Annotated in this window: 15 protein-coding genes; 8 read left to right on the top strand and 7 right to left on the bottom strand. The window is 47.1% G+C overall.

Annotated elements, in window-relative coordinates; all coding sequences use genetic code 11:
- Positions 1–250: 250 nt before the first annotated feature.
- Entirely contained in the window at positions 251–514 is a 264-nt protein-coding gene (locus MiSe_RS34450) for a hypothetical protein (protein ID WP_226588638.1), read from the bottom strand.
- 501 nt (positions 515–1,015) lie between these two features.
- Between MiSe_RS34450 and MiSe_RS34445 the strand changes: the two genes are divergently transcribed.
- From MiSe_RS34445 to MiSe_RS34430, 4 genes are all read left to right on the top strand, one after another.
- Positions 1,016–1,279 (top strand): hypothetical protein, encoded by a 264-nt coding sequence (locus MiSe_RS34445; protein WP_226588636.1) that lies wholly within the window; start codon positions 1,016–1,018, stop codon positions 1,277–1,279.
- On the top strand, positions 1,260–1,667 hold the full coding sequence (locus MiSe_RS34440) for a type II toxin-antitoxin system VapC family toxin (RefSeq protein WP_226588634.1): 408 nt from the start codon (positions 1,260–1,262) through the stop codon (positions 1,665–1,667). The genes MiSe_RS34445 and MiSe_RS34440 overlap by 20 nt, the downstream gene beginning before the upstream one ends.
- 337 nt (positions 1,668–2,004) lie before the next feature.
- Positions 2,005–2,955, top strand: a complete 951-nt coding sequence (locus MiSe_RS34435; RefSeq protein WP_226588632.1) for a tetratricopeptide repeat protein — start codon at positions 2,005–2,007, stop codon at positions 2,953–2,955.
- Between the two features lie 110 nt (positions 2,956–3,065).
- Positions 3,066–3,209: a hypothetical protein gene (locus MiSe_RS34430; RefSeq protein WP_226588630.1), complete on the top strand. Its 144-nt coding sequence runs from the start codon at positions 3,066–3,068 to the stop codon at positions 3,207–3,209.
- 246 nt (positions 3,210–3,455) lie between these two features.
- On the opposite strand, the gene MiSe_RS34425 is transcribed toward MiSe_RS34430, so the two are convergent.
- From MiSe_RS34425 to MiSe_RS34405, 5 genes are all read right to left on the bottom strand, one after another.
- Positions 3,456–4,208: a tRNA(His) guanylyltransferase Thg1 family protein gene (locus MiSe_RS34425; RefSeq protein WP_226588628.1), complete on the bottom strand. Its 753-nt coding sequence runs from the start codon at positions 4,206–4,208 to the stop codon at positions 3,456–3,458.
- On the bottom strand, positions 4,201–4,674 hold the full coding sequence (locus tag MiSe_RS34420) for an AAA family ATPase (RefSeq protein ID WP_226588626.1): 474 nt from the start codon (positions 4,672–4,674) through the stop codon (positions 4,201–4,203). Before MiSe_RS34420 ends, MiSe_RS34425 begins: the two co-directional genes overlap by 8 nt.
- Positions 4,675–4,824: 150 nt before the next feature.
- Positions 4,825–6,555, bottom strand: a complete 1,731-nt coding sequence (locus MiSe_RS34415; protein ID WP_226588624.1) for a DUF1565 domain-containing protein — start codon at positions 6,553–6,555, stop codon at positions 4,825–4,827.
- A 64-nt stretch (positions 6,556–6,619) separates the two neighbouring features.
- A complete protein-coding gene (locus MiSe_RS34410; protein ID WP_444980594.1) occupies positions 6,620–7,813 on the bottom strand; it encodes an RNA-guided endonuclease InsQ/TnpB family protein in 1,194 nt (397 codons plus the stop codon).
- A gap of 157 nt (positions 7,814–7,970) precedes the next feature.
- The gene (locus tag MiSe_RS34405) at positions 7,971–9,140 is read right to left on the bottom strand and encodes an RNA-guided endonuclease InsQ/TnpB family protein (RefSeq protein WP_373872941.1); all 1,170 of its coding nucleotides are present in this window, start codon (positions 9,138–9,140) and stop codon (positions 7,971–7,973) included.
- Between the two features lie 199 nt (positions 9,141–9,339).
- On the opposite strand from MiSe_RS34405, the gene MiSe_RS34400 reads away from it, so the two are divergent.
- From MiSe_RS34400 to MiSe_RS34385, 4 genes are all read left to right on the top strand, one after another.
- The gene (locus tag MiSe_RS34400; RefSeq protein ID WP_226588617.1) at positions 9,340–9,480 is read left to right on the top strand and encodes a hypothetical protein; all 141 of its coding nucleotides are present in this window, start codon (positions 9,340–9,342) and stop codon (positions 9,478–9,480) included.
- A 435-nt stretch (positions 9,481–9,915) separates the two neighbouring features.
- Positions 9,916–11,025 (top strand): thiamine phosphate synthase, encoded by a 1,110-nt coding sequence (locus MiSe_RS34395; protein ID WP_226588615.1) that lies wholly within the window; start codon positions 9,916–9,918, stop codon positions 11,023–11,025.
- Positions 11,018–11,230, top strand: a complete 213-nt coding sequence (thiS, locus tag MiSe_RS34390) for a sulfur carrier protein ThiS (RefSeq protein WP_226588613.1) — start codon at positions 11,018–11,020, stop codon at positions 11,228–11,230. Before MiSe_RS34395 ends, thiS begins: the two co-directional genes overlap by 8 nt.
- A 366-nt stretch (positions 11,231–11,596) precedes the next feature.
- Positions 11,597–12,565 carry a DUF1517 domain-containing protein gene (locus MiSe_RS34385; RefSeq protein WP_226588611.1) on the top strand — a complete coding sequence of 323 codons (969 nt, stop codon included), beginning with the start codon at positions 11,597–11,599 and terminating at the stop codon, positions 12,563–12,565.
- Between the two features lie 260 nt (positions 12,566–12,825).
- Here the strand turns inward: MiSe_RS34385 and MiSe_RS34380 are convergent, their stop codons facing one another.
- Positions 12,826–13,563, bottom strand: coding sequence for a WD40 repeat domain-containing protein (locus MiSe_RS34380; RefSeq protein WP_226588609.1), 738 nt, complete (start codon positions 13,561–13,563; stop codon positions 12,826–12,828).
- Positions 13,564–13,787: the final 224 nt, after the last annotated feature.

The following is a 13,787-nucleotide window of genomic DNA, read 5'->3' as shown; positions in this document are numbered from 1 at the left end:
GATAAGGCTTGAGCCGTGTGAGCGCGAAAGTCTCATGCACGGTTCTTAGGGGAGGGAAGAGGGGTGACTCTCGAACCTCACCCGACCGTAGACTACGGATGTTTTAGCTCTACCAATTCGACGAGTAGGCGCAAGCATACTGGTTCGATGCGGCAACTGAAGCAAGTGAAGAGTCAAAAGCCTAGCCATTTTTCGGATGAGGGAGCAGAAACCCCGTCCGTCTATAGGTTGGGGTAGTTCATCGTCCCGACTAGCGAGTCGATGATTCGGTAGTTCCTAGTTTGCGGTAGCGAGTCAGAATAGTCATCCACCGACCTGGCAAATTAGGTACTGGCATCAAGGGACTCCACTCGTCTACCGTCGCAAATCCCATGACGTAAAACTTGCGGATTTCTGCCATCACTCCCTCGCGGGAACTGACAATTTTAAAATCCACCTTTTCCCATTCTGGTTCTCCAAAGTCAGAATTAGGACGCACAGATCCGGTAGAGTCGGACAAAAACTCTTCTGCCATGACATATTCTCCTGTTTTTTGGATGGGAAACCAAAAAATCTAGCCACCCCGCAGGCAGCGCAAAGCAGGGTGGCTACAGAGAAATGTTAAAATTCTCCATTAGCCTCCAGACTGCTAACTCCAGTTTGGGGGTCAAGCTGTCCTTTGCCGTCTTCAGCGGCATTGGGCAGCGGTACTAGATTTTTAGCTGGACAAGGGTTGCTGTGGTTGAACTAGAGCAACCTTAAACAGAGATCATAGCGGTATGGGGGACAACCGTCAAGCGTCGGTTACGAATCTTTACCGAATGGTGGCGATATGCATACCCTAGCTGGCGCGAACGCTCCAAGTGGAAAAATTTTGATTGCTCAGTTACTCTCTTTGCGCTAGAGGAATATTTAATTAAACGTTCGCGTAGCGTGCGCGCCAGCGCATACCACTCCAGACACAGAGAACGCAGAGGTAAGAGAAAAATTAAAAATGCGACAATAGAGCCATAAACCTGAGCCAGAGGAGCAGTTGATGAATGTTTCAGAACTAAGAGCCAAAGTTGTTGAAGAAATCCAGAACATACCAGAAGACAAGTTAACCGAACTGCTTAACCTGATTCATGCTTTTCGGCTGCGTTTAGAACCAGCTAGTTTTCCTCGCAACTCTATTATGAAGTTCGCAGGCTGCTGGAACGATCTCCCCGATGATATCTACAGCGAATTCTGGGACGACATTTCCCAACGCCGTCAACAAGCATTCTCCCAGAGGCAAAATCGTGAAACCAGCTTTGGTTGATCCGGATATTCTGTCGATGTTTTTCCGAGGTAATCCAACAGTTGTTTCTAGGTTTGAGGCATATTTGAACGAACATGCTCAAATCAACCTCAGCATCGTCACCTACTACGAAATCATCAGTGGATTGAAACATCGTGATGCCCAAAACCAACTGAATTTGTTTCTCGAATTTGCTGCCCAAAACATCATCTTGCCTCTCACAGAACAGTCGGTCGCCCTCTCGGCAGACATCTACGCTACTCTGCGACGTGATGGAACACCTGTGGATGATATTGACCTCTTGATTGCGGGTGTTGCGCTCGCGAATAATCTTGTTCTTGTTACCCACAACCAACGTCATTTCAACCGGATTGAAGGGCTAGAGTGGGAAGACTGGAGCCAGTCGTGATATGATTTACTGGCTGTAAGCAGCTGTGGTGTTGCTAGAAATTGGGCGAGAGCAAATCGGAAGGGAGCATGTCAGGTTTGCAATTAGCTATTCTGTGTAGGTTGGGTTTCACTTACGTTCAACCCAACCAGCCAGACAGAGTTGGGTTTCGTACCTCAACCCAACCTACTCTCGTTGACATGCTCCCAATCGGAAGATGTGCATAAACCGAGGAATATAACCCATATCACCCAATAGAATTGGCAATCCACGATCTTTGGTGAATCAACCAGACACACCTTGTCTGAAGGTTGGGATTGCGAGACTAAACCTTGCCCATTACTCCAAAAACTGAACTATGTTAACTCGGTTTTTACCCCTACTGGTGACTCTATCGCTGCTGGCAACTCCTCAAATAGCAGTCGCTCAGAGTGTCGAGCAATTATATCAGCAAGGGAATGCGGCTGGAGAAGCTGGCAATTTCTCTGAGGCAGAACGTATTTTTCGCAGAGCGATCGAACTCAACCCCAACGATGGAACAGCTTACCGCCGTCTGTGCGATGTGCTGGATGACCAAAATAAAATAGACGAGGCAGTCACTGCCTGTCGCCAAGCTGTCCAACTCAACTCGAACGATGCTGGCACCTACTTTCTTCTAGGCTATGTGTTAGCTAAACAGAAGAAACTGGATGAAGCGATTGTCGCCTACCGAAAAGCCATCCAACTCAATCCCAACAATGCCGATGCTTACAGCAATCTGGGCACGGCGTTGGCACAGCAAGGAAAATTAGATCAAGCAATCGCCGCCTTCCAAAAAGCCATCCAACTCAATCCCAACAATGCCTATGCTTACAACAATCTGGGCAATGTGCTTAAAGAGCAAGGAAAATTAGATCAAGCAATCGCCGCCTACCAAAAAGCCATCCAACTCAACCCCAACTTTGCCCTTGCTTACAACAATCTGGGCGCTGCGCTGAGTGACCAAGGAAAATTAGACGAAGCGCTAGCTGCCTTGCGAAAAGCGCTCGAACTCGATCCCAACTATGCCGTTGCTTACTACAATCTGGGCGTGACGCTGGGAATCCAAAAGCAATTAGATCAAGCGATCGCCGCCTACCGAAAAGCCATTCAATTCGACCCCAACTATGCCCTTGCTTACAACAATATGGGCGCGGCGTTGGCACAGCAAGGGAAATTGGACGAAGCGATCGCTGCCTTACAAACAGCACTCCAAATTAACCATAACTTTGTCCAGGCTCAAGACAATCTTAGAGCAGTTCAACTCATGCGATCTACTCAACGCAACTAACCAGTTGCAGAACGATAATAAAGAGAAAGAGGAAATTTCAACATATGGCAACTTACAACACCTTAGAGCAAAGAATCCTTGAAAAAATCCGCCAACTACCCCCTTAAAAGGTGATAGAAGTAGAAGACTTCATCGATTTTCTCAATCAATGCAATGCAGACCTTTCCTTAACCTTGGCAGCCACTAAACTTGCCGAGCCAGCGTTTGAGAAAATCTGGGATAATATAGAGGATGCTGTCTATGACGACCTATAGCTTTGGTAATATTGTTTTAGTTCCTTTTCCCTTCACTGACCAAACTACTACTAAGATATGATATCGTCTCCGGTTGCATCTGAATGATTAAAATTGGTTGTAGGGGCACGGCAAGAGAAAACCTTTTCGTTAAGCGCAAAACCTATTAATGCCGTGCCCCTACCAGGATCGTTGATACCATTGAAAATTTCTATAATTCCGATGCAAACGGATTCGGTATGACTCTCAGTCACTGTGTTATAGAGACTATTCAACATCCAAAAACCGACTAATAAACTCTCCATAAGCTTCTTTCATCGGCAATTCATCATCTATCTTAATTCGCCGCCTCTTTGTCACAACAGCTTTATTTTCAATCGGATTGTATCCTTCTTTCTCGTAAATTTCCCAGTACAAACCCGTTCCCCGTCGCTGCCATGCGGGTAAATCGTTAAAATTAATTCCGTGTTGAAATAACAACTCATTTTTAAATCCCACAGACTTTCCTTCCAGTGTAGAAGTCGCTTTGCCAACAGTTTCACCAGCTTTACGTAATGTCCAATAACACCAACCATTCAAAGCGCAGCGGGTTGCATCTGCTTGACGCCAATTAAAATAATCCACTACCTGGGATTTATTTGTACCGAGCCAAACCCGACTATCAAACTGCACAATTGTTTGGGCGACGTTGGTAAATGTAGCGCTGGCAATGCTAGCAGAAACCGAAACAATTTTTTCCCAACTGCGGTCAAATAAATCCCAATTTTGAGGCAGCAAAATCGAAATTTCATCGCTCTCAGTATAAGCGTAAATTCCTTGCAGTTCTTCTAATAGCGCTTTAGCAGTTTGTACCATTAAATTATGGAATTGAATATCAAACGGCTTTTCAAATCGAGATTCGGTAAATCGGGAGAAACTGCGACCATCAACGCGAATTACCGTCCACGCGCCTGGTAAGACGCGCAGCGAGTGGAAATATTCGAGCGAGCGCATCTGTTTCTCAAAAGTATCGCTATCCATCTTTTACCTCTTCTTCCCTCCACTCGCGTACTTTAAAAGCGCCATTACCCGCAATACTAACGTAAAACAATTTATCGAATCCTTCTGCATAAGAAGGTTTTACTAACTTATGCAATGTCGCGTAAATCGCTACATCCGGAACTCGCGCCTTACCTTCGCGTTGTTGGTTTCGTTCCAGACAAAGCTTCACCTGGGATTTAAAGTAATAACCGATAATTTCAGCATTGTATAACCGCCCTAATTGAATTATCGCAGCCCGGTCTTCAATCCTGGGGTTAGTATTATCTACAACAAGCGATCGCCGCTCTTTCAATGCGGCTTCAATTAGCTGTGCCTGCCTTCTAGAAGGGTTTTTATTATTGCGGAAACAATCTTTACTAACAAGCTCGTGGTTAGAGGCAAAACGAGTGCGAAAAAAAGTACTTTTCCCCGAAGCTTGCAACCCGATAAAAATAACCAAATCCATAAATTTATATATTGCCGGTTGCTCGATTTTATGGCTGCTAATAGCTAATGGCTAATAGCTAATGGTAGCTCCGGATATTATTGCGAGCAATTAGCAATTAGCAATTAGCAATTAGCTATTTAAAGATATTTCGCTCTTAGCTGCCATTCCTCATAACTCTTCGAGCATGGCATTTAAACCATTACCGCTCATCTTTTGCAACATTTGCTCGGCAGAAGAGCGATCGCGAAACACTCCAACTTGCATTACCATCCGGTTGAGGGAACGAACGCGAACCGCATCGGGAACAAGCTGGCGCAACAATCGCTCTTGCTCAAGGGTTTCTAGCAACACCACCACCCGATACCCCTGACCCACCGCAGCAGTAGAATTAGGCGGTAGCGGTTCCCCCACTGCACGGGGCGAATTAGACGGTATTTCTACACGGGGCAAATTGCCCGGATGGCGCTCAAAACTGGGCTGCCCCTGACCTGGGAGTACCCCAGGCTGTACGCTTAAATTGGGCAGCCTATCCCTCAAAGGCGTTGGTGTTTCGGGTGCGCGATTCGGACGCGGCATTTCAACTGCCGCTCTCTGTGGGGGAAGTTGGCGCGCATTGCTGAGAGGGGATTGAAATACTCCACTCGGCGCGATAGGCAAATCTTGAAGTCTGCGAACATTGCGACGCCTTGCGGCAGCAGCGCGCCGCCCCCCTCTTGGACGCCTGGTTACTCTGTTACTAGGCGCAGTCGCCCTAGCTGGCGGCGGAACCGGAATTTCAATCGATGTTGGGGAGTTGACCCTGGGAGATGGCTGAATATAATTCTCCAGAGCTCCCACAGGCGAGACGCCTGTGCTACGCTGCTCACCAGTTCCCAGATCCAAACGTCCCGCAGTTCTTCCCCTGGCAATTTGATTGCCATAAGCGGATATAGTTTGATTCGCCGCCGTGGTGTTGATATCGTAGCGCAGATTATTGCGAAAAAGATTGCCACCGAGTTGTCTTGCCGTTCCCACATCGGGACGAGAATCTTGACTAGCAACTAACCCATCGCGGATATTGCCTTCAATCGTATTGTTCCGCAAAACTGGTTGTGCTTTGCCATAAACGACAATCCCATCTTTATTTTGGGAGATGCGGTTACCAACGACTATGGGGGCGGAATTTTGCCCGATCGCAATCCCAAATCCAGTCCGCTCAAACCCATTTTCCCGCACTTCCGGTCGAGCCGTATTGAAGATACTGATCCCATTCGCCCCATTATCGGCAAAGTAATTATTGCGAATCAACGGCGCACCGTTACCCGTCACCGAAATCCCATCGTGAGTATTGCCGATAAAAGAATTGTCAGCCACCACCATCGAGCTAGATTCAATCCACAAACCATAGCCGCGTCGGTTAGGATTTGTTACCGTCACCCCCGCCAAACCCGCTCCTTGGGCACCTAAAACCGCGATATTTTGCCTCGCGAACGTGCGACTGAGGTAGAAACCGCCCCCCCTAATAACAATATTGCGGCCTTTGGTAGCGGGGTCGCCTTGAATAATTACCCCCGGTTTTAACTCAATTGGAAAAGATTCCCCCGTTTCGGCGTTATAAGTTCCGGGAGCAAGTTCAATCACCGTCCCGGTCGTCGCCATCCGCAGCGCCTGGGTAATCGTTTTGAAAGGCGCTTGCTCACTACCGTTACCACTGCCATCGTTACCCGTGACTGGATTGACATATAACTGGGTCGCTTGTGGAGTTGCCTGAGTCGCCGCCGGATTCTGGGCAATTAGTGACGTTATATTATACGCTTGTGCGGGCTTATTGTCAAGCAAAAGCGTTAAGGCGGTTGCCAGTCCCAAACAAGCGAATAGGCTTGTGGGAAAATTGGTTTTGGTGAGGAGGGGTTTTCTCATAGATATGATCGGCGCGCGAAGCGCACTCAATAACCCAAATTTAACCAGTAACCAATCCGCTAGATCAAACAATCTCAAATCTACCTATGAGACTTGTATCGGCATGACTTCCTGCTTCCACCAAGGGAGTAGGCTCCTTCTTGTCCGCAGGCGTAAATTCGGGAGTAGCTCTCCCTACTCGCTCTAAGTTTAAGGCTGCATTTAAGTCTCTATCACATGTCCAACCACATTTTTCACACTGAAAAATCCGCTGTTCAAGTGATAAATACTGTTTCACCTCACCACAACAATGGCAAGTTTTAGAACTAGGAAACCATCGGGAAACAACGAGCAGTGAGGAACCATAAAGTTGACATTTATATTCCAACTGTCGTTTAAATTCATAAAAACTTCCATCGGCAATAGCATGAGCTAACTTACAATTGGCTAACATGCCGCTGACATTTAAGTCTTCAATTACTACCACGCCGTGGTGCTTGGCGAGGTAGGTAGTTAACTTGTGTAAGTAGTCACGGCGAATGTTAGCAATTTGGCTATGCAGCCGCGCTATTAGTGTCTTGGATTTTCGCCAATTTTTCGAGCCTAATTGTTTTTGTCGGTGACTCCATTGCTTGTGAGCCAGCCTTTTGAGCAGTTGGCGAGTTTTTTTGGCTCCGGGAAATACTTCCCCAGTTGAAAGTGTAGCTAAATTTAATATTCCCAAGTCTACCCCAACCATATCTATCGCTTTTGGGTTACATTTGGTTTCCACCTCCAGAAGAAATGAAATGAACCATTTATCTGCCTTACGACTAATCGTTACTGTATGAGGTGTGATGCCATTAGGTAAACGTTCGTAGGTTTTTAATACTCCGATGACAGGGACTTTAATTTTGCAGGGGCTGATGATTTTAATTGTCCCTTCTAGGGTAAATGAATCGTGACGGCCTTTTTTCTTGAATTTTGGTACACCCGCTTTTTTTTGGAAGCATTTTTTCCAAGCTTCTCTTAAGTGCATTAATGCATATTGGGGGGCTGTTTTTGATACTTCATAGTACCAAGGATATTTGGATTTGACTAATGCTACTAGCCATTTGTGTAAATCGATGGCACTGGGGAATTTGATTTTATCCTCTGAGTGCGCCTGATTGTGGTCTAGGATCGCCTTAGTTAATCCTAATCCCCAGTTCCAAGCATGACGTGCTACTCCTGCGTGTTTGGCAAGCAGTTGAGCTATAGAGTTTGTCAGTTGGATTTGAGTTTTAAATCCGAGTAGCACAAGGGTGGTTTGGCGCATGACTATCTGCTGCCCTCGTGTAATTATCCTCTGGGCTTGGTTTGCGGCGGGCAGTTAGCAAATCTTTACAAAAACTGGGAGTTTAGAGAGATTTAAGTAGATTTAGGTAGGTTTTTTGTCACTGTTGTTAGCCCCACGGCTAGAAGCCGGGGGCTTTCAGTAGCCCTGAAGTATCGTAGCCCAGAAAACAGCTAAGGTACTCCGAACCTCGAAGCCCGGTTACAACGGCTCCAATGTTTGCAATATTGATTGCTCCATTCTCATCCGCATCGCCATGCCAACCACAAGCCTTGTTGGCACACTTAAACCGCTTCTCACTTCTGGATCCCAGATGGTTGCATCTGTGGCAAGTTTGGCAGGTGTAGGCGGGTGGTACTGCGATCGCCTCAACACCGTACTTAATCCCCTTGTATTCCAGGAAATGGCGCAACTCATAGAACGCCCAACTATTAGCCCGTCTTCGCTCGGTTTTGTTGCGAGGCTTCTGGTTGGTGCGATCTCGAATCCCGGTCAAGTCCTCAATTGCAACAATGGCACTATTAGTCTTGGCATCTTGAATGATGCGTCTGCTGATGTTATGGTTGAGCCAAGCTTGATAACGTCTTTCCTTCCCCGACAGCCGTTGCAACAGTTCTCTGCATCTTCTGCGATAACTGCGTGTGCCCTTCGAGGCTTTGTGCTGGATGCGCTCTCTAGCCTTGGCGTACTTATCTCTTTGAATCGGTTTACCGTCCCATCTCTCTCCCTTGGAAGTAACAGCAATTTCTCTGCGTCCGAAGTCCACGCCAATCACTTTGTCAGAGCGGATTGGTTGGGGCGCTTCATCCTTCAATTGGATATGGATGTAGTATTGCCCATCTCTGTGCTTGCACAATTGGGCAGATGTCGGCTCTTTGCCTTTCAGCTTCCCTTGCTGATAGTTGCCAATACTCAGCTTAATCCGCTCTCGGCAGCCCAACAGTGTCAGGCTGACCGTCCAATCTTTTTCTCTAAACGAGAAGATTCGGGCATCGTAGTCAGCACTAGTTGGCTTAAATGCTTTGACTGGCTTGCCTTTCAGTTTGGCAGTCTTGCGATTTGCGCCAACTCTAGCACACACCCTAACTGCTTGGTTGGCACTCAGCCCAAACCGTTCTCGCAGTGCTTGATACACCAAGTTCTGAATCGTGGTTTTGCTTGTCACCGATGGTTTAATCGTCTGATTGGCATAGTTGCAACCATCCGCAAACCCTTGAAGCAAAGTATCAATTTTAGCTTCCTGTTCAGGTGTCGGTTGAAGTTTGCAACCCAAGGTCAGAACTTGTTCCACAATGCAAGAAATCTCACATATGAATACAGATATTCTACTACAGAACATACTGGAAAATCCAGAAAGTTATTGGCTGTTTCGGGGTCGTCGAGACCCCGAAACAGCCTTGAGGGGGATTCTTCCTCCCCATATCTAAAGCGTAGTTGCTCTCCAGAATCCCCCTCAAACTCCCCATTTTTCGGTGAAATGAGTATATCCCATGTCAGATTCAGGCGTTATTCATCCGGAGTATATGCGGGTTGTGGAACGTAAACCAGGGGGATGGCTGTTCAAAACAGGCAAAATGTTCGACAAACGATTGCCGATTGCTGTTGACTTTCAGGATTTTGAGTTACTGTAAGGCATTTCAAAGCAGCAAGTCGTTATCGAGTTATTTCGAGTTAACGGCGGCAAGGCTGGTTACTATCTGGCAGACTTGCAACACAAGCAATATCACTACTGCGGTGTATCAGTTGAAAATGATTTGATAGGTGCTAGAAACATAACATTAATAACGATTCTTTCTCGGCAAGACTGGGAAAGAACGGGTGCTTTGTCAGTGCGCCCTGATGTGTCGAGGGTTGAAGCTCTCATCGGAACGCCTTTCTAGGTTTTCCGAGTTGAGGTGGAGCTTAGATACAAGCGCACGCTTTACCGTTGGTTAGCGCTGGGTTATTGACGAGTAAGGCAAATATGGCAAAATAAACTCTGTTTCGCTGCCAAAACCTAAATAAGTATTTTTGCAAGTATCGGCGAATCGGACTGATAGGATTGAAAAATTAACGGAGTCTTTCCAATGGGCAATCAACTCAGCCAAAACCGGCCTTTCTCAGACTTGCCCCCACAAATGCAGCCAGCTGTTTGCCGCATTTTGGATGCTAACTTAGACCGCGCTCGCGAAGGTTTGCGAATTGTAGAGGAATGGTGTCGTTTTGGCCTCAATAGTTCGCACCTGAGCGAGGCGTGCAAGCAAATGCGCCAAGAGTTGGCTAGATGGCATACCCCAGAATTGCGCGCCGCCAGAGATACCTTGGGCGATGTGGGAACCGAACTCACCCATCCCCAAGAAGAACAACGCAGCAGCATTGGGCATCTGTTGCAAGCGAATTTGTGCCGGGTAGAAGAAGCGCTGCGGGTATTAGAAGAATACGGCAAGCTTTATCACCCGGATATGGGCGCCGCGTTTAAGCGGATGCGCTACGAGGTTTATACCCTAGAAAGCAATTTACTCGGTTACGAACGTCACCAAAAACTGCTCAAATCTTACCTGTATCTCGTCACATCTCCCTCAGAAGATCTGTTTGAGGTTGTGGAAGCAGCTTTACAAGGGGGACTGACTCTCTTACAGTACCGGGATAAAACCGCAGAGGATAGCGATCAAATCGAGCTGGCGCGCAAACTGTGCCAGCTTTGCCACCGCTACGAAGCTTTGTTTATTATGAACGATCGCGTCGATTTAGCTATAGCAGCCGATGCCGATGGCGTCCATCTCGGACAGCAAGATATTCCCATCGCCTTCGCCCGACAGATGCTCGGCCCCCATCGCTTGATCGGTCGCTCTACGACAAATATGAATGAAATGCAACGAGCGATCGCAGAAGGTGCAGACTATATCGGCGTTGGTCCAGTTTACGAAACCCCTACCAAACAAGGTAAAACTCCGGCAGGACTAGAATACGTCCGCTATGCCGCCCAGCACGCCTCGATTCCCTGGTTTGCCATTGGCGGCATCGAGCCGACTAACTTAAACGATGTCCTGATGGCGGGTGCAGAGCGCATCGCCGTCGTCAGAGCTATTATGCAGGCAGAGCAGCCAACTTTAGTCACCCAGTACATGCTCTCCCAACTCAGTAGGATGAAAACCATGCGAGCTTATCAAGCACACCTTCCCCAGTCCAATGTCTAGTCAAATTACGCTTTGGGTGAATGGGGAACCCCGTACCTGTTCGCCCCCAATTTCCTTGCCCGAATTGTTAGAACAATTCGGGTTTAATCCCCGCCTAGTAGCAGTAGAATACAACGGCGAAATCCTCCACCGCCAATTTTGGTCGCAAACCCAAGTACAAGAAGGCGACAAGCTTGAAGTTGTCACTATTGTTGGCGGCGGCTAGCATCAGTTCGTAGTAAGCGCTTAAGCGCTTAATACAAGCTTTCAACCCAGCATCTTACTCTAGATCCGCTACTACTGCTAATACAGCAGATTGCCAGCGAGTCAGGGAAAGCGTTATCGCGAAGGAATGCAATAGCGGCACCGTTAACGGTGCCGCTATTGCATTCCTTCGCCGTACCTCATACGGCTGCAATCCGCTATAAATGTTTTCGGTACGGTTATCTACCCAGCTATCCACCCCAAACCGACTATCCTGCCCAGACAGGAATCCTTATATTAGAAATATATGAAGAAGCGTTAACAAAAAATGGCGTAAACCAGAGATGTTGCGCTATCAGTTTCAAATAGTCTGAATGAGCATAGTTTTATGTACAAGAAACTGCTTTCAACGATTAAACCGCTTTTTAAACCGCTACTCGTCGCTGGACTCGTGCTAACCTTGGCACTGGGTCACGCTGATGGAGCATTAGCTGCTCGCACTGGTGGTCGAATTGGAGGCGGTTCTTTTAGGGCACCTTCGCGCACCTATGCACCTCCCAGCCGTACCTATGCGCCTCCTGGTGGCGGATATTATCCTTACGGTGGTGGAATTGGATTTCCGTTCTTGATTCCATTTTTTGGCATTGGTGGCGGATTTGGCGGGTTATTTACCCTGCTGATTTTTATTGCGATCGCCAACTTCCTCTTCCAAAGTTTCCGTCGCATCGGTGGGGGAGAATCCGATGAGCAAATTTATACCAGCAATCCCACCGTTTCTGTCGCTAAATTGCAAGTCGGTTTGTTAGCAAATGCCCGTAGTTTACAAGCCGAACTGAATAAAATAGCCGAAACTGCCGATACCAATTCTCCCCAAGGACGCGCCGAAGTATTGCAAGAAACCACCCTCGCATTATTGCGCCACCCCGAATATTGGTTTTATGCCGGTGCTGATACCCAGCAAGCGCGTTTAGAAGCAGCAGAAGCTGCATTTAACCGCTACTCCCTCGCAGAACGGAGTAAATTTACAGCAGAAACCCTGTCAAATGTCAATAACCTGCTCAGACAAGCCGACGCGAAAGCTGCTTTACCCGCAGGGGAAACATCTGGCGAATTGGCACAATTGAACGCAGAAACAGGTGAATATATCGTCGTTACCTTGCTTGCTGCAACTCTGAGCAAACTGCAACTGCCAAAAATTAATAGTTCCGACGACTTGCGTCAAGCATTGCGTCAGTTTGGTGCAATTCCTAGCGACCAACTTTTGGCAATTGAAGTTCTGTGGACACCGCAAGCTGAAGGCGATACCCTCAGTTCCGATGACATGATTGCCGAATATGCAGATTTAAAACTGATCTAGCGACAATCGAACTGTAAAGATTGAGACAGGGGTTGGGTTTCCACCCCTGTTTTGTTTTGGGTATAATATCATGTCCGCGAGAGATCGGTAGTCTATGGATGGCTAATTGCTAATTGCTAATTGCTAATATAGTATTTTTCCTGATTGAGCCATTAGCGATTAGCTATTAGCAGTTACACAACCGTTGCTATTGGACATGATATAATAGCGCATTCAAATTAAATCCAAAATCTAAAATCTCAAATCTAAAATCTAAAATTCTACCTCTCGCCCCAAATTTTAATACAGTTGCTACTGCGAGTCACAATTTTTTTTCCATCCGGACTAAAGGTAACAAAATCAACCCATCCCGAATCTTCCTCCAGAGTGTGTAGCTGTTTCCCGGTATGCAGATTCCACAGTTTGATCGTCCTCCAATTGCCACTAGCAAGCGTGTTTCCATCCGGACTGATGGCGACAGCAGTTATCCTGTATGCCTGTCCTGTAATAGTACGCACCAGTCGTCCCGTATGCAGGTTCCAGAGTTTGATTGTGCGGTCATCGCTGCCACTTGCTAAAATCTTTCGATCTAGACTAATGGCGATCGCATTAACTGGCTTTGAATGTGCGCTAAGGGTGCGTAGCAGTTCCCCCGTATCCGAATTCCAGAGTTTGATCTTGCTGCCACTGCCACTGGCTATAATCTTTCCATTGAGGCTGATAGCGGTGGGATTAATGGTGTTTAAACGCACCTCGATTTCGTACAGGCACTCAAAAAATGCATAAGGGTTATATTCCAGTAACGCTGTTTTGACTGATTGGCTGCTGCTGTTTGAGCGCAGCAATTCATACGCTGCTTGCTGTACCTGTAATGAAGCGTCTTTTAACCCAGCGATCGCCAAGTCCAAGCCTTCTTTACCCCCGTTCACAGCTTCTTTCATCGCAGCGATTTTTTGTTGGACAGTTGCACCCTTCAACTGTCTATCACATCCTGGCGACGCACCCCGAAATAGCAACATGCACAGAATTTAGGTTTCGACCGCAGTATAACATCGCGGACTTGGGGTTGACTGTAAAGTTTCTGCGAAGATATTGGCACCTTCCCCAGGTTATATCATGTCCGCTTGCTTCGGTAGTTGAGGCTTACGGTGAGCAGGTGGGCAGGTGGGTTCTTGGGCAGGTGGGAGGGAAAAAAACAGCTTTTCGCACAATCGACTATATACAACCGATACAACCGGACATG

Source organism: Microseira wollei NIES-4236, assembly GCF_020521235.1.
In the GTDB taxonomy this organism is placed as follows: domain Bacteria; phylum Cyanobacteriota; class Cyanobacteriia; order Cyanobacteriales; family Aerosakkonemataceae; genus Microseira; species Microseira wollei.
The sequence above is the reverse complement of the archived record's forward strand: the minus strand, read 5'-3'. Positions and strand labels throughout refer to the sequence as shown.